Source organism: Streptomyces sp. NBC_00154 (genome assembly GCF_026342835.1).
Classification (GTDB): domain Bacteria; phylum Actinomycetota; class Actinomycetes; order Streptomycetales; family Streptomycetaceae; genus Streptomyces.
Genome location: NZ_JAPEMI010000001.1, coordinates 1,620,304 through 1,642,488 on the forward strand (window position 1 = coordinate 1,620,304; position 22,185 = coordinate 1,642,488).

A 22,185-nucleotide genomic window follows, 5' to 3' on the forward strand; every position below is an offset into this window, starting at 1 on the left:
GTGAGAGGCGACCGCCTCGGGCGTAGCTACTGGTGTGTGGCCCAGTGGGTGTACTGCTGTCGGACGTAGTGGCGGGGGTCGCAGATGACGGTGGTGTCGTCCAGATCCATCAGGCGTCGGGCTGCCTGGGTTGCCACCTCGCTCGCGCCGCCCGGGACCCCGGCGCGCTCGTCGTCGAGAGCGATGCGGTCGAGGACGGCGGCCTTGCGCAGCCAGAACTCCCGGCCCAGTGCCGTGCCGAACGGCTTGTCGGCCGCGGTCTGCGCGGTCCATCCGATCTCGCGGATGACGCTCGGGGCGAGCGAGTAGGCGGTCTCCGGTGTCGGCCAGTCGTCCGGTTCCGGGCGGTGCTCGGTGCTCGGGTGCAGCTGCTCCATGTCAGTGCTCCTTGGTGATGTCGATGGCGGGGAGTTCGGGAAGTCCGGCGCGGGTGAGCGCGGCGGGGTCGAAGCCGGGCAGTGCCTCGCGGTGGATGAGGGCTTGGGCCAGCGCGGTGGCGTACGCGGAGCCTTCGCGAGCGACCTCGATCTGTGCTCCGGCGCGCAGGGCTTCGACACGTTCGGTGTGGGCGTGCTCTTCGCGGCGCACCGTGGTCTGTCTGTCGTAGGCGACGGTGGCGCGGCGGTCGGTGCGCCAGTACCGGGCAGCGATCCCGTACGCCACGGCGGTGGCCAGGACCCACAGCAGCAGTGGAAGCGACAGCCCGTCGGCGTATCCGGCGACCCCGGCCAGCGCGAGCCCGCCGGAAGTGGCGAACGCGGTCGCCGCGAGGACGCCGTCACCACCACCGCGCCCGGCGGCGGCGAAGGCGCCGGCCGTTGCGGCCCCTGCTGCGAGGACGACCATCAACGCGGCGTTGCCGACGGAGTGTTCGGCGCCGTTGGCGTTCCAGATCCGCCCGAGGATGAGCACGGTGGACGTGGCGACGGCCGGGGCGACCTTCGGGGCCGCGAGCGCGACCCAGTGGTGTTGAACGAGTGGTTCGTTCATGGCGGGGTCTCCTACAGGTCCGGGATGGCGTCGATGACGGCGGTGGTGAGTTCGTTGATGGGTCCGGAGGCGCCGGTGGAGGCGAGGAAGAACCCGAACATGACGGCGATGAACGCGGAGCCGTAGCCGAGGGTGTTGGAGCGGAGCAGGAAGAACAGGACCAGTCCGAACAGCAGGACCAGGGAGACGGTGACGGCCACGACGGGCCCCTTTCCGGTGTGGTGGTGCGGGACGGTTGGCGGGTTAGCGGGTGCCGTCGCGGTGGAGGCGGGCGGCGACGTTGTAGAGGTGGCGGCCGACGCGTATCCGCTTGCCGGTGGCCTTGCAGCGGCGGCAGTCCTTGCCGCGCTTGGTGCGGCCCTTGCGGTCGGTCTTGGTGGCGTGGCCGAAGCCGCGGCACTTGCGGCAGTTTCCGAAGGGCGAGGCCGCACACAGGGATGCGTAACTGAGGGTGACGAAGAGGAGGAGTGCGCTAGCAAGCAGGGCAGGGGTCATGACGGGGCCTCCGGGCCTGTTTCAGGGGTTCGTGCAGGTAGGCCGCTATGCGCTAGTGGCCTGATCAGATGCCAGATGGGCCGCTATCGGGGCTGCTATCGATAGCAGGGTGTGGCGCTATCGATAGCAGTCCCCACAGGTCAGCTCGCGTCCCGATTTCCGTTACGCTCCGCAACCGTCGCGGCGATGTCATCGCGCTTGATGCCGCGCTTGTTGACGAACTTGCCGTCGATGCGACGGCCCACCTGTCCGGCCGCGATGCCGTACGGCTTGAGTGCTGCGGTCAGGTGCGCGGTCTGCTCCTCACCGGACATGCGAACCCAGTCGCCGTAGCGCTCCGGCCGCAGATCGGCGAGGCGCTCGACCACGGTCTCGTTCCACACCTTCGACTCGTCCGCGGGGATGACCGCGAGGATGTCCGGCAGCAGCGAGTCCGCGGCGCCCTGACTGGCCTCGAACGTCTCCCCGAGCGCATGCCCGGACAGGGTTCCGGCGGCTTCGCGCAGGCGGCGGGCCCGCAGGCCGATCACCTCGGCGGCGGGAGCGTCGACGTAGACGGACGAGACGATCCTTGCGTCGGCGCCTTCACCGACGAAGTAGTGGATGCCCTTGTCCTTCCACGAGAACATCGTGGCCCGGATGCCCCGCTTGTAGCTGGACGTGCCGAGCACCATGTCGTTCTCCAGCTGCCCCATGACCTTCAGGCACCACCGGGCCGACGCGTTCGCGCTGATCCCGGTCGGCAGAGCCTTCGCGTCCGGGCGCTGCGTGGCGAGCAGCAACACGATGCCGGTGGCGGGGCCGCGCTTGACCAGGTCGGTGCAGATCTCTTCGAACTCCCCGCCGTGCTTGGGGTGCTCGAACCACACCTGGCACTCGTCGACCCCGATGACAATCGGGTGCAGCCCGAGCTTGGGCTTGTTCGCCAGCTCGGACGTCACCTTCGACTCGGGGCTGATGTCCCGCGGCAAGGACCGGATCATCTTGGCCCTACGCCGCAGCTCGGTACGCAGTTCCCGCAGGTCAGCGAGCGCGTACTCAATGTCCTCATCGTCGTCCCCGGCCCGGTGCCGGTGCGAGACCCGCTCGCCGACGGGGTCGAGGTCGCCGGTTCCCTTCAGGTCGTAGGTGTGCAGCTCAGCCCGGGTGTCGAGGGCGGCGATGAGCAGGAGCAGACGCAGGAGGAACGTCTTGCCCATGCGCGGGATGGCGCCGATGACGCCTGCGATGTACATCAAGGTGATGTCGACCCAGCGTCCGCGCTGGTCAGTGCCGAAGGAAACCGGCTTGAACAGGTCCACCGAGCCGCCCTTGATCAGAGGCCATGCAGGCTTGGTGGCGGTCGACATGTCCTGATCCCCGACCCACAGGACCAGCCGCCCGGTGTGCTCGTCCGGCACCGCTTCGGGCCACACGCAGCCCAGCGGGCGGCGCAGACCGGAGGCGAGCTTGTCGCGGCGCTCGATCACATCGGTGACGGTCACGCCGTACGGGAGGTCTCCCTCCGCACGCCATCCGGGGCCGTCGCGGGTGATCGGGGCGGTGAACGTGAACCCGTCCCGTCCCTTGCTCTGCACCTGGTTGATCGCCGTGATACCCAGCGCCCCGAGCGCCCGCAGCACGATGTCCGACGTGAGCTTGGGTGCCTTGGTCATCTCAACGGCCCGGGTGATGACCGGGGCGTCGGCCTGCGTGCCGGCCGACCCAAGAGCGAGTAACACCGCCCCGACCGAAAGGGCTTGGAGCCAGCCGGGGGCGAGGACGTAGATGGCGAGCGCGGCACCCAGCCCGACGAACATAGCCAGCACCGTGATCAGGGTCCGCAGCCGGACACGTCCGTCCCGCTGCCGGGAGAGCTTCAGATACTCGGCCGCGTCCTCGCGGCGGACCGAGGCGAGTCGGACCGGCTCGCCCTCGCGGTCGGCTACCCACCGCATCGTCCCGCCCACGAACTTTGCCGCACCGCGCGGCGACTGGAAGGCGAGCCGGGCCGCGTAGTACGGGGAGCGCAGCGCGTGGTACCCGGCGAGGTGGCCGTAGTGGCCCGCGGCCCAGCGGGTGGCGGTCTTGAACTCGGTTCCGGAGCGCAGCCACAGCGGGACGATCGCCCTGCGTTTGGCGCCCATGATGCGGCCCATGAACCCGGGCCCGACTTCCGCTGGGCCGTCGACCATCACGGGCTCGGTCGGGTCGCCCGACCCAGCATCCGACCCGTTGCCCGACCGCGCGGTGTGTGAGTCGGCCGACCGGTCGGCGGCACGGTCGGCCGACTCGGATCGGGCCGACCGTGCCTTGTCGAGGTCGACCACGTCGCCGCCCAAGTCGGGTGCGGCGGCCTTCATGTCGGCTTCGAGTCGGTTGAAGAGTTCGCTCTCGTCGTCGTGATTCACTGACAGTCCTTCCCGGACTACAGGGGTTGGAAGGGGTCCGGACGGCGCTTTGGACGGCCTACCGTCCGGACCCCGCATGGCGGTTGCTGTGCAGTTCAAGCGGCGCGCTGTTCTTCGGGGTAGGCGCAGCCGGGGCACATGCCGAGCGAGGTCGGGATGCAGTACCCGACATCGGCCCGGCAGGCGGGGCAGGTGCGCCGTGCGGTCATGGCCTTGGCGAGCGCGGCCCGCTTGGCCGTGGTCATCGGGCGGACCGGCTTGGCCAGCTCGATGCGGTACAGGAACGCGACCGCCACACCTGCCTTACGGCGACGTGAGCGGCGCATGATCTGTGCGGCGACTGCCTGCCCACCGGGTCGCAGCCCGCGGTCGCGGAGCTGGCGGCGGGTGGCATAGCCGTCCGGGGCCAACTTCCACGGGAAGGTCGGTATCCCGTGGAAGGCGCCGGTCGGGTCGTAGCACTTGCCGAACGTCGGGGACATCAGGCGACCGCTCCCATCTCGGGTGCGTCCGTGCGTGAGCCGCGGCGGCCGGAGCGGCGGCCGGTGACGGTGGCGAAGAGCCTGCCGAGTCCGGCGCGGCGTACTCCGGCCCGTCCCTGCTTGGCGGCGTACATGGCCTCATCCGCTCGCCGCAGCAGCCCGGACAGATCGTCGCCGGGGTGGTCGGCGGCGCGAACCCAGCCCAGCGACACCGTGGTGTGCACCGCTGGGTCAAGGCCGTCGGCGGGGCGGGCGAGGACGCCGTGCAGGACAGCGAGGAGGTCGGCGGCGGTGCCGTGGTCGTCGAGGACGACCGCGGCGAACTCATCGCCCCCGAGCCGTCCGGCGACCCCGTGCCGGCCGACGTAGTGGGCCAGCCGGTCCGCAGTCGCTTTCAGCAGCGCATCGCCTGCGGCGTGGCCGTGGGTGTCGTTGATCTGCTTGAAGTGGTCCACGTCGGCGAGGACCACCACCGCCCGGGGGTCCTTCAAGAGGACCGTGGCCCGGCGGGTGAACCCGTCGCGGGTACGGAGCCCGGTGAGCGGGTCACGGCGGGCGGTCTGCAACCGTCGGCACATCCATGCCGAGTGGACGGACCACCCGGCCGCGAGCGGTCCGGCCGTGGCCAGGGCGGTTAAGAGCGTGCTCATGCCGCCACCGCCCCGGGGGCGTCACCGTCGTTGTCCTGCTCGGTGTCGACGGCGTGCAGCGGCTGACCGGCCCGCTCGCTCTTGAGCGTGTCGCGCAGGATGCGGGCGGTGGCCTGGGAGACGTGCACCGCGGCCCGGATCCGGTCCGCGGTCAGCTCCGCGTCCGTCCAACCGGCCGTGGTCGCCCGGGCCTCGGACAGGATCTCGTCCGGGGTCCGCTTGGTGTTCGCCTTGCCCGCCGTGCGGCGAGTCGGGCGCTTCGCAGACGGCTTGGACTCGGCCGGGGGCTTGGCCTCGGGCTTCGGGTCCGGGGCGGGCGGTTCTGCCTCGCTCGCGGGGTTGAGCTCCCCGAGCTTGAGCAGCACGCGTTCCGGGCGGGGCGTCTTCGACCGCCACAGGCGGCCGTGCCGCTCGCGCAGTGCCGCGCGTGCCAGCAGGCGTTCCCGCTCGCGGGCCAGCGCGTCACCGTAGGAGGTGACCTCCCACAGCGTCATGCGCCGCCACAGGGCGAACGTCGACAGCGGGGCGAGCAGCCAGCGTGAGGCACGGATCTTGTCCATGCGGCGGCCGGTCACCGCACCGATCCGTACCGCGTAGATGTGGGCGGCGATCTCGGAGAACACGACCCACAGGAGCGGCATCGTGCCGTGGGCGACCTTCGCCCATGTCCCTTGGCCAGCCGAGACGTTTAAGCCACAGGTCACCAGCGTGAGGGCCCAGGGCACGAACCGGACCCAGGCAAGCGCCATGTCCATCCGGATCAGCATCAGGTTCGCCACGGTGAACACCGGGATCGCCAGATCGATACCGACCGGCAGCATCCACGGCCCGCTGAACCCCCACCGCAGAGCGGCAGCGGACACGGCATCGAACGAGGAGATCAGACCCAGGGCGCCGACCCCCGCCGCGGCGAGCGCGCCGACCCCGGCCAGGCCCATTTCCGGGCGGGTCAAGGGCGGAACGGCCGGCCGATCCGGCGTCTGCGCAGTGGTCGTCATGCCGCGGCCGCCTTCCGGGACGGCCGACGACGACCGCACGGCCGCGGTAGCGGGATGACGTTGAACAGTTCCGGCGCGAACGTCTCGATCGCCTCAGCGGCGACCCGGCTCACGCGGTCGGGGAAATCGGGGTTGTCCGCGAGGATGTCGCGGGCCGCATCCATGCGCGCCGCACGCTCCATCTCGCTCTCGCCCTCCACCCCGAGCCACAGCTCAACCGGGGTCCCCAGAGCCAGTTCCACAAAGTCGGTGTCCGAGACGACCTCGTGGCCGCCGATGAATGCACGCATGGAGCGCTCCTGTAATCGAAGGGACGGAGAACCGGGCGGTCGTGGCCTTGTGGTGAGAGGCGACCGCTCCGCGGGTGAAGCCGTAGTTCCGGCTCCCCTCAGCCCCGCCCGTACGAGACGGGCAAGGGAGGCAACCGGCCGCAGGCGAAGTGCGCTGCGGAGTGGTTGAAGCTGCGCTGTTCAGCGCACGGCTCTCGCCGCGCGCGCCGCCTACTTGGGCCAGGAGAGGCGACGAATCCCGATTCAGTTGTCAAGGAACGAACGCTTCCTTCGAACCCGTTTCACGGGGCCCTCCGGGCGCAGGCAGTGCGGTTCTCTCGGCTTCACTAGTGCAGGCGAGCCCTGAAGTGTGATCCAAATTGACCTAGGTCAATCACTAAGGAGGAAGTTACCTAGGTCGATCTGAGTCGTCAAGGGGAGTGCGAGAACTGAAATTGACCTAGGCCGGTTACGCTCGACCCCATGGAGAAGAGCCCCGGCACACCGCGCCCTACGGCCAAGAACATTGCTGCGGAGATCCGCCAGCAGATCGTGAACGGAGACCTCGGCCCCGGCGATCAGTTGCGGGCCGCCCGCGACCTGGCCAAGGAGTATGGGGTGACCTTGGTCAAGGTGCAGAACGCTTACCGGGAGCTCAGCGAGGAAGGTCTCGTGTTCTCCCAACAGGGGCGCGGCACCTTCGTGGTCGACCCCTCGCAGCCCGTCGATGAAGTGCAGCGCGGAGGGTCGGCATTCGTCTCGCTCGCAACGGAGATCAGCGCGATGCACGAGACAATCCGTCAGCTTGGGGAGCGTCTTGAGCGCCTTGAGCAGATCGTGAATTCCGGTGGGTCAGCACCCGCTCAGTGACGACATCGGCCCGCTGGACCAGCAGAGTCGCCTCCATACGCGCCTTGTTGAGACTCGCTCTGATCAGGGCGCACTGAGCTGGGGTAAGCCCCGCTCCGCTGCTTTGCTGTTCGAACGTCTCTGACATGCGAGACAGCTTGGGCGCGGAAACAACGATGGACCCGGACACATTGTCCGGGTCCATCGTCTTTGCAGATCAGGGGTGTTGACCGTACGTCACTCCATAGCTCGATCAACAGCATCTAGTACTGCGGTCCACGGGAGTTCGCGCCCGGAGGGCGCCTGTCGCGGTTCGTACAGCGGCCACACGTCCGGTCCGTAGACGAGGTGAACTTGCGCTTCGCGCAACACCTCAAGGTGGCCCTGCCAGGCAGGATGACGGGCGTGGGCCGCACTAACCCGAGGGAAGACCACGACAGGAAGTCCGAGAGTCCCAATGGCTTCGGCCACCTGCGTCAGCGCCTGATTGTCCGCGATACCCACCGCAAGCTTGGCGACCATGTTCGCGCTGGCAGGAGCGACCACGTAGCAGTCAACGGGCGGGTGCGGCCGTGCGTCTCCAGGTAGCCGCGTCTCATCCCGCACCGGAAGACCGGTCAGCTTCTCCAGCCGCTCTACCTCGCCACTCATCCGGAGCCAGTGGCCCGCGGTCGGCGTCAGCGTCACGGCCACCTTCCAGCCGCGTTCCATCGCAGGCTCGACCAGCCCGGTGCCGAGCGCTTCCACTCCGCCGGCCGCCGAACCCACAACGCCGAGAACTCCGCGCTTCGCCGCTCTCACTGCACCGCCCTGCATCGTTGGGCCATCACGAACACCTCGGACGAGCGAGAGCCCGCAGTCATGGGGGACTGCTTGGTCAGGTCCCGCAGCGTCTCACGCACCCTGGGATTGTTGCGCACCAGCTGCGGCGACGTCCGCTCGGCCGTGCGCAGTTCCGCGAAGGCGTCGTCCCCGTGTCCCGCGAGCGAGAGCGCCCGGGCGAAGTCGATCCGATGCGAGACGCTGCGCTCTTGCGGCATGTGGTCCACGTTGATCCGGCCGTTCTCCACCACGTACGCAACGTTGTCGAGATCCAGTTCAATGGACAGCCGGTGCAGCAACACGTTCGTCGGGCCGAAGCCGGTCTGCCAGTAGTTCTCATCCGAGCCGAGGTCTTCCGCAAGCTCTTCGGCACGGTCCAAGAGTCGGGTAGCCGTCGGACGATCCTGGTGCCGAGCTGCGGCGACAGCCGCCCGCAGGTGAATCATGCCGAGCAAGCTCAGCGCGGCAGGATCACCCTCCGCCACTCGCGGGGAAAGCCAGGTCGCCGTTGCGTCGCCCAGCTGCATCGCCGCCTCGTAGCGGCCGTTGGCGAGCAGGGCGTGCGTTCCTGAGCGGGCGGCCGACGCCAGCACGAGCGGGTCATCGGACGCATCTGCCGCCTGCATCGCGCGCTCTGCCGCGAGCCACGAGATATCGGACTCCCCAATCTTCGCGAGCGTCGTGGCGGCGAGGTGGTGCGTGCGGGCCGACACCGCCCAGCAGTCGTGGCGATCCTCCTCGCGGCGCGCCGCGCGATCCTCCAACTCTTGGGCGGTTTGGAGGAGCGCAGGAAGGGCCGCGATCACGCTGCTAAGTCGACCGCCCTGGTAGTCGTTCCACGCGTTCTCGACGCGCACAGCGGCCTGGGCTGGGGTCGGGAGCTGAGCGCCTGCTTCCGGTCCGAAGAGGAGTCGAGAGAGCCGCCGCGGACTCATGAGCGCGTCGCGGACGGCCGGCACATCGTCCTGCTGCTTCTCGTCCTCCACAAGCATGGACTGCCCCACCAGGTCGCCGAGGGGGACCCGCAGGATGCGCGCGAGTTCCGCGAGCATGTCGATCCGTGGCGGCTTGCGTCGTCCGGTCTCGGCTTTCGCCAGCCAGTCAGTGCTACGGCCGACCAGCCCGGCCAGCACCTCTTGCGTGTATCCGCGGCGCTTGCGGTAGAACGCGATTCGTTCGCCAATGCTGAGGTGATCTCCAAGACCACGCATGGGGTGTTGCCTCCCGCTGCTGAGTAGGGGCGCCTTCACGGTACCGACGCGGTGGTGAGCGCGTAAGAGATTCCAACGGTGACCACTGCCAGGGTGTAGCGCTGAACTGAGGAAGACCCGGACGGATTGTCCGGGCCTGCTGTAACCGTGCTGAATGGTGTCCCAGCTGTCCGGCTGTCCGGGCTGGGGCGCTGACCTGCGAGAACCACCCGGACAACCAAAATGAGAGCTGTCCGAGGTGTCCGGCCACAGACGGCTGCAACACCCCGGGTGCCCCAGGGCAGCTCACGTCCAAAGCCGCTCCGCCGAGCTCAATCGCCAGGTGCCGACGCCCCGCGTTCACTACGATCTAGGCGTGCTCAGACTCCTGATCGATACAAGCGTTTGGCTAGATATAGCGAAGCGGCGTGACGGCCAGCGCATCATCGTCCCGCTGCGCGTTCTAAAGCATCAGAGCAAACTAGAAATCCTGGCCCCGTCACTCATCCTGGCCGAGTTTGAAAGAAATCGACCTCGCGCCGAAGAAGCAGTCAGCAATAGTATTCGCGACCGCTTCAGGGCACTTCAGAAGGACCTGCAGGACTACGGCGATAGTCAAGCCGGTGAATGGGTTTCCGAGATGGTCCATCAGATCCCCTACGTGAGTGCCCGATCCCTGCAAAACTTCGCCGAAATATCTGCTCTCCTGCAGACCGGCACCATCATCGAGCCGAATCAGCGCCACTACGAAGCAGTTGTCCGACGCGGGCTCGACAAGCGGGCCCCGTTGCATCTCAACAAGAACAGCGTCGCAGATGCTCTGCTAATCGAGCTATATGCATCAACGGTCAGCGCACCCAACTCGGGGACCAGCGTATTCGCCACGTCCAACTATCAGGACTTCTCTTTTCCCAACAGAGATCGCCGAGATCCGCATCCCGACCTGGCATCGCTATTCTCGAAAAACTCTATTTATGCGTACTCAGCGGAGGGCCTGGTAACCGTACTCACGGAAAAACTCGGCGAGGACTATACCGAGCTAGCGGAGGAGGTCGACTTCCTTCAAGAAGACACTAGATCGCTTCTAGAGATACTTGAAGCGCAGGAGGAGTACTTTGATCGAATCTGGTACACGCGGAGTATAGCCAGGAGGGCCGAGAAACCAAGTGAAGAGGATCTCGGGAAGCTCGCGCGCGAAAGGATAGAGAAAAAATATGGCGCAGAGACCCTATTGCCAGCAGACGATTGGGAATACGGCTTCTTGAACGGCAAGCTCTCAGCGCTGCGTTGGGTTCTGGGGAGTGAGTGGGACTTCCTAGACACTTAGAAATGAAGCCGGAGTCCGAGCGTAGTTCAGGCTATAGGTGTGCGAGATCGAGCGAGGGTGCCGCGGGGCGATCAACATTTACCCCGCAAGTAGGCGCACAACCCGACTCACCCACCTCGCCCCCATCGTGATTTCTTCTTTACACGATTAGAACCACCACTAATGCTTTCACTGTTCGAGGCTAGCGCTGAGAGACTTGCGCGCACCCCAATCCATTCTCCGACGAACGGATCGGCCAGAACCGCTTCCGTAGCCTCTTGTCGGAAATGGTGGTATCCGCTCCTCAGTACTGCCAGATCTTGCAGGTCGCTACGTTCAGTCAGACCGGTATGTTCATCACCAGAGTATCTATCCACGAGGTCCTGCGGTAGCCGAAAGTCCGTGATGAGCAGAAAATACTGCATGGATAGGAGGTCCATCGCGCGATGCCAGGCACACTTTGCTCGATTGGTTGCAAAGTACGCATCCAGTCGATCCTGAATCACCTCTGCGCAAATGCGTGACGCATTATACCTTCTATCCAAATCCTTTCGATATTTCTCCTTCTCGTCTGATGTGGCGGAAAAATACCTGGTCGCTCGAGCAAAGCGCAGGGTCTCGTTGTACAGGGTGCTCGCCGTCTCTGTCATCTCACGAATCAGCTCATGCCGCAAAGACCATTGCTCCTTTCGGAGTTGGGCCCTGCGGGCAATCCATGCCGCAACTAACCCCAGAATTACCGCCGAAAGTACGGGCCCTGTCGCTTGCGTGGCGATTTTCTGCCATTCCACACGTGATCCTCTCGATAAAATTTGATACATAGAGGCATACCGTGCTCACGGCAGGTTGTAACGCCGCGAGCACGGGCACAAGCTGGCCGCGATCGTCCCTGGGGCGCCCGGCGCGCAGCGCTGGGACGAGGAGGAACGCGGCACAGCAGGCACTGGGCACGTTCTCATGGGGGCATGGGATGCACAGGCAGCTGCAACAGTGCGGGGCGCAGCTGTCGGCGGTTCAGACACACTCAATTACGTCTCAGCGCGAGTCAGCTGAGGTCGAGCCCTCGAAGGCTTTAATTCGAGGATCATCCGCCATCTCCACTGGAAGCTTGGAGTGCCTGTCCAGTTTGGCAAGGAGGATCTGCTCGACGCTTACCACGGCCGATCCCAAATCTGCACCACACAAGATGGCATCGGTCAGGTTCGTCTCGCCTCGGTGGGGAGCATCAGGAAAGAGCGCCAGATCGCGTAGATCAGCGTCCTTTAGGCAGGCTCCTGTTAGATCTGCATCAGTGAGGTCCGCGCTCCCTAGCCTGGCGCTTGTGAGGTCAGCGTCCTTCAGCTTCGCTTGACTGAGCTCCGCTTCCCTCGCCCAAGCTCGGGTGAGGTTCGCCCCCTCAAGCCATGCGTGTGTCAGATTCACTCTCCATAGTCGTGAATCGCTGAGATCCACTTCTAGCAGGCCCGACGAGGTGAGATCGGCTCCTCCGAGATCCACGTTGCTGAGATCCGCTCCTTTGAGTCTCACCCTGGTCAAGTGGAGGTCGCTCAGATCGATAATCCTCTTGGACCCTCCGGACTCTACGTGTGCACGGAAAGTAGGACGCGTAAGAGCAGTCAGCGCAGCCTGGACGTCTGCGTCCGGCTCTCTTGGCAGCTCAGGAGACCGCGTCGGCGTTGCGACACGATTGCGTGCGGACCGGCGGGCGGCGGTGAGTCGACCACGTTTTCCAGCCTCCCCTCGTTTCGCGGCACGGGGTGCTCGTTCCCGAATAAAAGCGACCAGGACCTGCGCTGCGTGAGTGGCCTGGTCAGGAGCGTCGTGCACGATCTGCTCCAGCGCCAGAACGCCCCCGATACGCACATACATCTGGTCGGATCCAAGACGTTCCAACGCCTTGGTGAAGCGATCAGTCACCTGACCACGCCGTGTCAGCCGGTAGTTGAACGCCGTGAACAGAAGCGCAATGGCAGCCCCAAGGGCGGCGGCCACTTGGACGAGCGCCAACCTAAGTTGCCCCAGTGCCGCTGAGCGGGCCGCACCATCCATGCCCCTCCAATCCGGCCCCGATATCCACTCGACCAGCACCCGGGTCAAGGGGGTAAACACCATCGCCAGGACGCCCACCACTGCGGCCGCAGCCAGTCCAGCCAGCCTTGCGCCTCTTGGGCGCTTCCAGTTCACCCGCATGGCCCACACCCTTTCGGTATGCGAGCCCGCCCACAACAAGCCTGAAGCACGATGGGTGCCCCCCCTCCAACACCTAGCGGCCTTCCGCCCCGAGATCAGCACCGACCGCCCTCGCGAGTCGGCCGGCCAAGCCCAGCTGAGGTCGCTGTGGGTGTCCCCACTGTCCGGCTGTCCGGTTAGGCCCGTGACCAGTGAAAACGAGCCGGACAGGTGTAGGCGACGCTGTCCGGGCTGTCCGGTTACAGACGGCTGCAACACAGCACGTGTTGCAGCCCGTCGGCGAAGCCGACCCTGGTAGGTCGCAGGCGCCGGAGGCGACTTCCTTCTGTCGGTTGTGCACTCAGCTGAGTGTCTAACTGCGCTGCAACGGCGACGTACTGACGCGAACAGCCACGGAAGTTCAGGAACCATCGTGCGAGGTCAGCGAGGGCCTGCCCCGGCCACAACCTGTTGATCGAATTGCTTCTGGACGAAGGGTCGTCCAGCGCCAACCTCTGTCACATCCAGCTGCCAGCGACCACCGCTTTGGCCGGATCGCTCCCTTGTGGACGATTCATGCGCCTGTCAAACAGTTGATAGGCGAACAAGCGGGGGAGGGAGCGCTGCATGGCTGCGTCGGGTGAGAGTTGGGCCAGGCCTTCGGATTGGGCGGTGAAGCGGTTTGGGGAGCGGGCCGGCAGGCTCGCTGCCGCGGTTCCGGTGCAGCTGGCTCGAGCTCACGCGCAGGCTCATGCCACTCACCTCGCGGCCGGGTTGAAGAAGCGAAGTCCCTACGGCTCCACCCTCGCGGAGGCGGTGCGAGAGAAGCTGGCGGACACGGCACGGGAGCTGGACGAGCCCGTGCGGGACGTGCGTGGCTACGAGTATGCGGTGATCAACGATCACGCGCTCTTCCCCTTTAGATACGCAGACAGGCCGAGGCCTCTTGATCGCGCTCGGTTGCCGTCCAACGCCTCCCCTACGCGCCGTCGGCTGTTCCGGGCACACGGGCCGCAGCCGCCGGAGGGGCTGTTCGACCTCGACGACGACCTGACAACGGAGGAGTACCTAGAGCTACACGAAGTGTTTGAGGAACTGGGAGCTTCCACGAAACTTGTCTGCGTCTTCTTCACAGCTGACGTGGAAAACGGCATCCACGTCACCCATTGGGGAGAGGCCCACCTGGAACCTGACCGCACCTTCACGTGGCCCTACAGCGAACAGCTCCCAGTCGCTCCCCAGCCGCTTGAGTGACGGCTCAGGGCAAGCCTGACCTGCGTCGCAGCGGCGAACAAAAAGACTCTCCTGGGCCGTGCAAGGGCGCCGGCAGCGACCGACAGTCGGCCCCTGGTCAAGCGCCCACCCAAGTTGCTTCGAGACGAAGCGGTCGAGAGTCTCGGTCGGCGACCACGAGTGAGTAGCGAGTGAGCTAGCTGCCGGTCTAAGCCCGGTCAAGCGTTCTCGCAGCTCAGATGGATAGCCGGGCCTCATAGAGCTACGCCCTCCGGAGCCGGGTGCGCAGGTTCGAATCCTGCCGGGGGCACTTCCGGATAGACCCTCTGACCAGCGGAAACGCTGAGCAGAGGGTCTTTTTCATGCCGTTTTCCTGTCATTGGATCCTGCGGACGGCGGCCAGTGCGCTGTGCACCCCGAGGCCCCCTGGGCGGGCACGGCCGTCAGCGAGCGGGACACGCAGCCATTCGGCGTCACGCCCGAACAACAGCCGCCCTCACCAACCGCTCCGGTTACGGCCGGAACGGGCCCCGCCGGCTCTCCTGCCGGGGGCACTGCAGTTCGGGGGCCAAGCAGGCTCTCTGATCAGGCATGACGCCGGATCGGAGGGCCTGCTGTCGGATACGGGCCGGGCACCGGGTTCCGTCGGGTGGTCCGGTGGGTCGACGATGACCTTCCGCTTCACCGCACCCACGACCGCGCATCGGCGGTGGAGTGCTGGGTATCGGGTTCGGAGAGACGATGGAGGGACCGCAGCGAGGCGGAAGGAGCAGCTACGGGCTGGGCCGGACGGAACTGCCGCCGTGGAGGCGAGCGGAAGGGGTGCCCGGGGATGAGTACGACCGATGCGTTCCTGGCCGGGCCGGGCCGGCCAGGTGCGGCATCCGCGCCGAGCGGGCTGCTGGATTTGCTGAGCCTGGCTGCGGTGGTACTCGATGACAGTGGGCGGATCGTCTTCTGGAGCCCGCAGGCGGAGGAGCTGTTCGGGTATACCGCCGAGGAGGCCCTGGGGACGTTCGCGGGCCGGCTGCTGGTGGAGGAACGGCACCTGGAGACGGTGATCGAGCTGTTCGCCCGGGTGATGCAGAGCGGGCAGCGCTGGTCGGGGAGTTTCCCGGTCCTGCACCGGGACGGCAGCACGCGGCTGGTGGAATTTCGCAACATGCGGCTGCAGGACGACCGCGGAGGCTACTACGCGCTGGGCATTGCCACGGACCAGGCGACGCTGCAGCGCGTGGAGCGGGATCTGGCACTGTCCATACGGCTGGTCTCCCAGTCCCCCATCGGCCTGGGGGTCATGGACACCGAACTGCGGTACGTGCTGGTCAACCCGGTGCTGGCGCGCGTCGACGGCCTGCCCGCCGACGAGCAGGTCGGGCGCGCCGTCAGCGAGGCGCTGCCCTTCGCGAACGAGGATTCCATCGAGTCGGACATGCGCCGGGTCCTGGCCACCGGCATCCCGCTGCTGGACCGGTTCGTCGTCGGCCGTACCCCGGACGAATCCGACCAGGACCATGCCTGGTCGGTGTCCTTCTACCGGCTGGAGGACCCTGGCGGGCAGGTGCTCGGACTCGCCACCTCGGTGGTGGACGTCACCGAACAGCACCGGGCGGCTACCGACGCCGCCCGGGCACGGCACCGGCTGGCGCTGGTCGCCGACGCGTCGGTCCGGGTCGGCACCACCCTCGATCTGGGACAGACCGCCCGGGAGTTGGCCGAGGTCTGTGTGCCACAGGTGGCCGACGTGGCCACGGTGGATGTACTGGACAGCATCCTGCACGGCCACCGCAGCAGCGGGGGTGCGGTCGGCGCGGCACGGTTCAGGGCACTGGCGGTGGCGTCGGCCCACCCCACCATGGCCACTCACGCCGTCGATCCCACCGGCGACTACGCCCAGTACGACGCCAACCGTCTGATCACCCAGTGCGTCAACACCCGCCGGCCCGTCCTCAAGACCGATGTGACGGGCCAGGATCTGCGCCGCGTCGCCCGGGACGACGAATGCGCGGCGCTGCTGGCGGCAGCCGGAGTGCACTCCTACCTCGCGGTGCCGCTGATCGCCCGTGGCGAGGTGATCGGCGCCGTGGGCCTCATGCGCGCCGACAACCCGAGGCCCTTCGACGAGGACGACGTCGTCCTGGCCGGGGAGCTGGCTGCCCGCGCGGCGGTATGCATCGACAACGCACGCCTGTTCCAGAGCCAGCGGCACGCCGCCCTGACCCTCCAGCGCAGCCTGCTGCCCGAACGGCCGGCCGACCAACCCGGTCTGAAGATCGCCACCCGCTACCAGCCCGCGGGCGCCACCAGTGAGATCGGCGGCGACTGGTTCGACGTCATCCCACTGGCCGACGACAAGACCGCCCTGGTCATCGGCGATGTCATGGGCAGCGGTATCGACGCCGCCGCCACCATGGGCCAGCTGCGCACCTCCACCCGCACGCTGACACAGCTCGACCTCGATCCCGACCACGTCCTGCACTATCTCGACCGGGCCACCGCCGGCATCGAACACACCATCGCCACCTGTGCCTACGCCGTGTTCAACCCCCGCAACGGCACGTGCGACATCTCGCTGGCCGGGCACCTGCCGCCGGTCCTCATGCGACCGGGTCGCACCCCCGAACTGCTCGACCTGCCCACCGGCGCTCCGCTCGGCGTGGGCGGGGTCCCGTTCAGTACCACCCGCCTCGGCCTCGCCCCCGGTGACCAGCTGGTCCTGTACACGGATGGCCTGGTCGAGACCCGCGACCAGGCCATCGACGATCGGCTGGATCTCCTGCTGTCGCTGCTCGCGGGTCCGCACCGCGATCTTGAGGAGACCTGCGACCTGCTCCTGCGGGCGCTGCGCCGGCCCGGCGACCACGATGACGTGGCCCTGCTCATCGCCCGGCTGCCTGCCGCGGAGCCCGGAGACCCTCAGCCCACCGGCAACCCCGGCGCCGGGTAGGCGTCCATCAGGTTCTTCACGTCGGCGCGCACCTTGGTGACCGTCGCCTCGTCGTCCGTACGCACCGCCTCCACCACCCGGGCGATCCACTCCGCGACCGTGCCCATCTCGGATGCGGGGATCCCGCGAGAGGTCAGGGCCGGGGTGCCGATGCGGATGCCGGACGGGTCGAAGGGCTTGCGGGGGTCGTAGGGGACCGCGTTGTAGTTGACGACGATCCCCGCCCGGTCCAGGGCCTTCGCCGCGATCTTGCCGGGCACGTCCTTGCCGGTGAGGTCGATCAGCAGAAGGTGGTTGTCCGTGCCGCCGGAGACCAGGTCGAAGCCCCGGGACGCCAGCTCCTCGCCGAGGGCGCGGGCGTTGGCGACCACCTGGTGGGCGTAGGCACTGAAGTCGGTGGTTGCGGCTTCCTTGAGCGCTACTGCGATCGCTGCCGTCGTCTGGTTGTGCGGGCCGCCCTGGAGGCCGGGGAAGACGGCGCGGTCGATGGCACGGGCGTGTTCCGCCCGGCTCAGCAGCATCGCGCCGCGCGGGCCGCGCAGCGTCTTGTGGGTGGTGGTGGAGACCACGTCGGCGTGCGGGGCGGGTGAGGGGTGGGCGCCGCCCGCGATCAGGCCGGCGATGTGGGCGATGTCGGCGACCAGGACCGCGCCGACCTCATGGGCGATCTCGGCGAAGCCGGCGAAGTCGATCGTCCGGGGTACGGCGGTGCCGCCGCAGAAGATCACCTTGGGGCGCTCGGCGCGGGCCAGGTCGCGGACCTCGTCCAGGTCGATCCGGCCCGTGTCGCGCCGGACGCCGTACTGCACCCCGCGGAACCAGGTGCCGGTCGCCGAGACGCCCCAGCCGTGCGTGAGGTGACCACCCATCGGCAGCGACATGCCGAGCACGGTGTCACCGGGCTGGAGGAACGCCAGGTACACGGCGAGGTTGGCGGGCGAGCCGGAGTACGGCTGCACATTGGCGTGGTCCATGCGGAAGAGGGACGTGGCCCGTTCGACGGCCACCGTCTCCACCTGGTCGATGATCTGCTGGCCTTCGTAGTACCGCTTGCCGGGGTAGCCCTCGGAGTACTTGTTCTGGAGGACCGTGCCGGACGCCTCCAGAACCGCTGCGGAGACGTAGTTCTCACTGGGGATCAGGCGCAGGGTGTCGGCCTGCAGCTGCTCCTCCGCGGTGATGAGGGCGGCGAGCTCCGGGTCGGCGGCGGTAAGGGCGGGGCGGTGGTTCTCGGGTGTCGTCACAGGGTTCTCCCGGGTCTGGCGCATTGCTGCGGCGTGGACCCGGATGCCCAGGCGGACGGCTCTCCGGCGGTGACGCCTCCGGGCAGGCCCGGAGTGTGCCGCTTCCTCGTGGTCGATTCCACGGAGCACCCCTGCCGGGGTGCGCGCCAGTCGCGGCGTCTCGAAGTTTACCGACGGATGACGGATCCGGGGCGGATTCGGGGCGAATACGCCCGATTGACATGGTTCGTGGCGGCGAGGATGGTGGTGAAGCCGGGCGCGGTCAGGGGTGTCGTGCCCAACGGTTGGGGGGCCGGGATGAGTTGGGACGATCAGGTTTTCCGACCGGGCTCGGTTCCTCCCGTACCGCCACCGCCTTCCCGGCCGCCCACCGTGGGGCCGCCGCCACCGGGCGCCGCGCTGCGTGCCGTGGCCGCCGGGTTGCTCAATCTCACCGGTCTCGGACTCGGCCATGTCCTGACGGGACGGTGGTTCAGAGCCGTTCTGTGCTGAGTGGCGACGGGTGTGCTGCTGCTCGTGGCGCTCCCCGCCGATCCCGGCGGCGTGGCCACGGGTCCGGTCGTCGGGTATGTGCTCGTGCTGGTGGCGGCCACCGTGGACGGGGCGCGGATCGCGCGGCGTACCGCTGTCGGCGGGTCGTGGCGGCCGGTGGCGGCGGCCGGGGTCGGACTGGTGCTGCTGGCGGCGCCGGCGGGCGGCATGGTGCTCTACGGCTCCGCGCAGGACGAGGCGGTCGAACAGATGCTGCTCGACCGGCTGGGCGAGAGCGACCGGACCGTGCGGGCCGCCTCGGGCCGGACCTTCGATGCCGCCCGGGCCGACTACCGTTCCGCCCTTGCCGTCTACCGCGATCTCGGTGAGGAGCATGCGGGGTCGAGGGCGGGGAAGCTCGTGCCGGGGCGGCTGAACGCGTACTACGAGGCGGTCGCCGCTCCGTACCGGCAGGGCAGGTACTGCGAGGCCGTGGCGCCGCTGACGTATCTGCGGACCGTGCCCGATTCGATCGACCCGAAGCTGCTGGGCGACCTCGCCGGCTGGCCCGACGGTCCGCTGGCCACCTCGCTGTACGCGTGCGGGGTGTCGAAGCTGGGTGGCTCGGCCGTGGGGTCGTCGGGTGGCGAGCTGGCCGAGCTGCTGCGTACGTTCCCCGGCTCGGCGCAGGCCGGGAAGGTGGGTCCGGCGGTCTCCGAGAAGATCGCAGAGCAGGCCCGGGCGGTGAGCGGGAGCAGGCCCTGCCCGGCCACCGAGACGCTGCGCGGGCTCCGGGCGAGCGTGGCGTCGATGCCGGAGGAGTCGGTCTCCGCCCGGGCCGGGGAGGCCGACCGGGGGATCCGGAACGGCATGTACGCCTGCGGGGTGGACCAGTTCCAGAACAAGCAGTTCACCGAGGCGCGGAAGACCCTGACGGAGTTCGCCACCACTTACGAGAAGGACAGGCGCAGGGCTCGGGCCCGGGACATCGCCATCGCCGCGGAGATCGCCGACGACCGGCCGGCGGCGGGCAAGCGGCTGCCGCCGGCCGGACGTCCGGGCGGGTCCCGGATGGAACTCGTCATCAGCAACGACGCCCCGAGCGGTGTCGAGATCCTCTACACCGGCCCGGTCACCGGCCGCGTCACGCTCAAGGCGTGCGGCAGTTGCAAGCGGTACGGGACGGAGGCGTCCGGGTCGGTGCTCGCCTGCAAGGCCGGCGGCAGGAGCTATCCGGAGGTGCGGTTGCGGCTTCCGGCGGGCGAGTACCACTTCCTGTACAAGCACGGCACGGGCGCGAGCGCGAACGTCGACAGCTACTCGTCCGGGTCGCGCATCAAGCCCGGCTACACATACACGAGTTGTACGTACGTCGTTGAGAGTGCGTACGGGCTCGGCCTGCCCTCACCGTCCGATCCGATCACCTTTTCTCCCGCGCCCTCTTCTCGGTGAACCGGTCGTCGATACCGGGACGGTCGGATCCGGACAGGCGCATTCCTTCCCTTATCGACCTGAACTGCCCGTTTCTCAGCGCCTCTTGACAGTTTCTTGGTGAATGCATGCCCCTTACGTAAAGGGTTCCTCGCCAGAGTGACGGATTACATGTGCGCATCATCCGGCACATGCTCCACACGCGAAGAACCACATCGCAGGGGGTTACATGAGAATCAGCCGCGCCAGACGTCGCGCCGGGCTGAGCATGGCAGCGACACTGCCGCTGCTCGCCGGTGCACTCGCCCTCGGCATACCGTCCGCCAGTGCGGACTCCGCGCCCGGCGGGCGCGACGCACTGCAGGGCACCAAGCCGGCCTGGGCGACCGCCCAGGCCGATCAGGGTGCCACGGCCGACAGCGGCAAGGTGAGTGTCCGGGTCCATCTGGCCGGGCGGGACGCGCAGGGTCTGGCCGCCTACGCCGCCGCCGTATCCGACCCGCACTCCTCCTCGTACGGGAAGTATCTGAGCGCCGAGGAGGCACAGGCCCGGTTCGGGGCGACCCAGCAGCAGATCGACCAGGTCAGCCAGTGGCTGAAGTCGAACGGTCTGACCGTCACCGGTGCCAACCAGCACTACGTCTCCGCCACCGGCGATGTCGCCGCGGCCGAGAAGGCGTTCAGCACCCAGCTGCGCAACTACCGCAAGGGCAGCCGGAGCTATCGCGCCCCGTCCTCGACGGCCTCCGTGCCGGCCGGGCTGAGCGACTCGGTCCTGGCGGTCTCCGGTCTGGACAACGCGCCGCACAAGTCGAGCCACGACGAGACGCTGCCGCCGCCGGACGCGGTGTTCCGCAACGCGGGCCCCTTCTCCTCGTACTTCGGCTCGAGGACCGCGGAGTCGCTGCCGAGCGCGTACGGGACCAAGGTGCCGTACGCGGTCAAGGGCTACACCGGCAAGCAGCTGCGTGCCGCGTACGGTGCGGGCAGCTGGACCGGCAAGGGCGTGACCGTCGCGATCACCGACGCGTACGCCTCGCCGACCATCGCCAAGGACGCCTCCGAATACGCCAGGCGCAACGGTGACGCCCCGTACCGCAGCGGGCAGCTCCGCCAGGTGCTGCCGGCCGACTACACGAAGACCGAGGAGTGCGGGGCGTCCGGCTGGTACGGCGAGGAGACCCTCGACGTCGAGGCCGTGCACGCCGTCGCGCCCGCCGCGGACATCGTGTACGTGGGCGGCGCCTCCTGCTACGACGCCGACCTGCTGGACTCGCTCAACAAGATCGTCGACCACCGGCTGGCCGACATCGTCTCCAACTCCTGGGGCGACATCGAGGCCAACGAGACCCCGGACGTCGCGGCCGCGTACGACCAGGTGTTCAAGATGGGCGCGGTCGAGGGCATCGGCTTCTACTTCTCCTCCGGTGACGCGGGCGACAACGTCGCGTCCACCGGCACGAAGCAGATCGACGTCCCGTCCAACTCCGCCTGGGTGACGTCGGTCGGCGGCACCTCGCTGGCCGTCGGCAAGCACGACGCGTACCAGTGGGAGACCGGCTGGGGCACGCTGAAGGCGTCCCTCGCGGCCGACGGCAAGAGCTGGACCGGCTTCCCCGGCGCCTACACCTCGGGTGCGGGCGGTGGCACCAGCTCGACCGTGAAGCAGCCGTCCTACCAGCGTGGGATCGTCCCGGACGCGCTCGCGCAGGCGAACGGCAAGCGCCGGATGCGTACCGCCCCGGACATCGCGGCGGTCGCCGACCCGAACACCGGCTTCCTGGTCGGCCAGACCCAGACGCTGCCCGACGGCTCGCTCGGCTACGACGAGTACCGCATCGGCGGTACGTCACTGGCGGCCCCGGTCATCGCGGGCGTCCAGGCCCTCGCGCAGCAGGCCCAGCACGGCCGGCCGCTCGGCTTCGCCAACCCGGCGATCTATGCCCGGTACGGCTCGACGACGTACCACGACGTCACCGACCACCCGCTGGGCGCAGGCCGTGACCTCGCGGTGGCCCGGGTCGACTTCGCCAACGGCTTCGACGCGGCGGACGGTCTGCTGACGTCGGTGCGGAGCCTCGGCAAGGACGCCTCACTCAAGGCGGTCAAGGGATACGACGACGTGACGGGTGTCGGGACTCCGGCGGCCGGCTACATCAACTCGTACCGCTGACACCGACGCACAGGATCGACGTGTAGCTGCCCCGGGGCTTCGGCCCCGGGGCAGCAGTGTGTGCGGGCCGACCTCA

20 protein-coding genes are annotated in these 22,185 nt (G+C 67.9%); 6 read left to right on the forward strand and 14 right to left on the reverse strand.

The features are described from left to right. Window positions 1-26 precede the first annotated feature (26 nt). From OHA03_RS07065 to OHA03_RS07105, 9 genes are all read right to left on the reverse strand, one after another. Window positions 27-377 (reverse strand): hypothetical protein, encoded by a 351-nt coding sequence (locus tag OHA03_RS07065; protein WP_267001823.1) that lies wholly within the window; start codon window positions 375-377, stop codon window positions 27-29. 1 nt (window position 378) lies between these two features. Next, the gene (locus OHA03_RS07070; RefSeq protein WP_267001825.1) at window positions 379-990 is read right to left on the reverse strand and encodes a hypothetical protein; all 612 of its coding nucleotides are present in this window, start codon (window positions 988-990) and stop codon (window positions 379-381) included. Window positions 991-1,001: 11 nt separating this feature from the next. Continuing rightward, window positions 1,002-1,190, reverse strand: a complete 189-nt coding sequence (locus OHA03_RS07075; protein WP_267001827.1) for a hypothetical protein — start codon at window positions 1,188-1,190, stop codon at window positions 1,002-1,004. A gap of 43 nt (window positions 1,191-1,233) precedes the next feature. Next, window positions 1,234-1,485 carry a hypothetical protein gene (locus OHA03_RS07080; RefSeq protein WP_267001829.1) on the reverse strand — a complete coding sequence of 84 codons (252 nt, stop codon included), beginning with the start codon at window positions 1,483-1,485 and terminating at the stop codon, window positions 1,234-1,236. A gap of 140 nt (window positions 1,486-1,625) precedes the next feature. Then, entirely contained in the window at window positions 1,626-3,875 is a 2,250-nt protein-coding gene (locus tag OHA03_RS07085; RefSeq protein ID WP_267001831.1) for a cell division protein FtsK, read from the reverse strand. Window positions 3,876-3,970: 95 nt separating this feature from the next. Further along, entirely contained in the window at window positions 3,971-4,357 is a 387-nt protein-coding gene (locus OHA03_RS07090; RefSeq protein ID WP_267001833.1) for an RRQRL motif-containing zinc-binding protein, read from the reverse strand. Further along, window positions 4,357-5,007 carry a GGDEF domain-containing protein gene (locus OHA03_RS07095; protein ID WP_267001835.1) on the reverse strand — a complete coding sequence of 217 codons (651 nt, stop codon included), beginning with the start codon at window positions 5,005-5,007 and terminating at the stop codon, window positions 4,357-4,359. Before OHA03_RS07095 ends, OHA03_RS07090 begins: the two co-directional genes overlap by 1 nt. Further along, window positions 5,004-6,005 (reverse strand): DUF2637 domain-containing protein, encoded by a 1,002-nt coding sequence (locus tag OHA03_RS07100; protein ID WP_267001837.1) that lies wholly within the window; start codon window positions 6,003-6,005, stop codon window positions 5,004-5,006. Before OHA03_RS07100 ends, OHA03_RS07095 begins: the two co-directional genes overlap by 4 nt. After that, on the reverse strand, window positions 6,002-6,295 hold the full coding sequence (locus OHA03_RS07105; RefSeq protein WP_267001839.1) for a hypothetical protein: 294 nt from the start codon (window positions 6,293-6,295) through the stop codon (window positions 6,002-6,004). Before OHA03_RS07105 ends, OHA03_RS07100 begins: the two co-directional genes overlap by 4 nt. A gap of 462 nt (window positions 6,296-6,757) precedes the next feature. Here OHA03_RS07105 and OHA03_RS07110 point away from each other — a divergent pair, with 462 nt between their 5' ends. Then, window positions 6,758-7,144, forward strand: coding sequence for a GntR family transcriptional regulator (locus OHA03_RS07110; RefSeq protein WP_267001841.1), 387 nt, complete (start codon window positions 6,758-6,760; stop codon window positions 7,142-7,144). 216 nt (window positions 7,145-7,360) lie between these two features. On the opposite strand, the gene OHA03_RS07115 is transcribed toward OHA03_RS07110, so the two are convergent. Beyond that, window positions 7,361-7,891: a flavoprotein gene (locus tag OHA03_RS07115; RefSeq protein ID WP_267001843.1), complete on the reverse strand. Its 531-nt coding sequence runs from the start codon at window positions 7,889-7,891 to the stop codon at window positions 7,361-7,363. 29 nt (window positions 7,892-7,920) lie between these two features. Continuing rightward, window positions 7,921-9,156 (reverse strand): helix-turn-helix domain-containing protein, encoded by a 1,236-nt coding sequence (locus OHA03_RS07120; RefSeq protein ID WP_267001845.1) that lies wholly within the window; start codon window positions 9,154-9,156, stop codon window positions 7,921-7,923. Between the two features lie 355 nt (window positions 9,157-9,511). On the opposite strand from OHA03_RS07120, the gene OHA03_RS07125 reads away from it, so the two are divergent. After that, window positions 9,512-10,462, forward strand: coding sequence for a PIN domain-containing protein (locus OHA03_RS07125; RefSeq protein ID WP_267001847.1), 951 nt, complete (start codon window positions 9,512-9,514; stop codon window positions 10,460-10,462). 107 nt (window positions 10,463-10,569) lie between these two features. Here the strand turns inward: OHA03_RS07125 and OHA03_RS07130 are convergent, their stop codons facing one another. Then, complete coding sequence (locus OHA03_RS07130) at window positions 10,570-11,232, reverse strand: hypothetical protein (RefSeq protein WP_267001849.1); 663 nt, start codon at window positions 11,230-11,232, stop codon at window positions 10,570-10,572. Window positions 11,233-11,476: 244 nt separating this feature from the next. Beyond that, a complete protein-coding gene (locus OHA03_RS07135) occupies window positions 11,477-12,631 on the reverse strand; it encodes a pentapeptide repeat-containing protein (protein WP_267001851.1) in 1,155 nt (384 codons plus the stop codon). 795 nt (window positions 12,632-13,426) lie between these two features. Here OHA03_RS07135 and OHA03_RS07140 point away from each other — a divergent pair. Then, complete coding sequence (locus tag OHA03_RS07140; protein WP_267001853.1) at window positions 13,427-13,864, forward strand: hypothetical protein; 438 nt, start codon at window positions 13,427-13,429, stop codon at window positions 13,862-13,864. A gap of 811 nt (window positions 13,865-14,675) precedes the next feature. Beyond that, on the forward strand, window positions 14,676-16,790 hold the full coding sequence (locus OHA03_RS07145; protein WP_267001855.1) for a SpoIIE family protein phosphatase: 2,115 nt from the start codon (window positions 14,676-14,678) through the stop codon (window positions 16,788-16,790). On the opposite strand, the gene glyA is transcribed toward OHA03_RS07145, so the two are convergent. Further along, window positions 16,760-18,034: a serine hydroxymethyltransferase gene (gene glyA / locus OHA03_RS07150; RefSeq protein ID WP_267001857.1), complete on the reverse strand. Its 1,275-nt coding sequence runs from the start codon at window positions 18,032-18,034 to the stop codon at window positions 16,760-16,762. The two genes, OHA03_RS07145 and glyA, sit on opposite strands and share 31 nt — an antisense overlap. Before the next feature lie 492 nt (window positions 18,035-18,526). On the opposite strand from glyA, the gene OHA03_RS07155 reads away from it, so the two are divergent. Then, window positions 18,527-19,957 carry a hypothetical protein gene (locus OHA03_RS07155; RefSeq protein ID WP_323181165.1) on the forward strand — a complete coding sequence of 477 codons (1,431 nt, stop codon included), beginning with the start codon at window positions 18,527-18,529 and terminating at the stop codon, window positions 19,955-19,957. A gap of 208 nt (window positions 19,958-20,165) precedes the next feature. Continuing rightward, window positions 20,166-22,109: a protease pro-enzyme activation domain-containing protein gene (locus OHA03_RS07160; RefSeq protein ID WP_267001859.1), complete on the forward strand. Its 1,944-nt coding sequence runs from the start codon at window positions 20,166-20,168 to the stop codon at window positions 22,107-22,109. Window positions 22,110-22,185 lie beyond the last annotated feature (76 nt).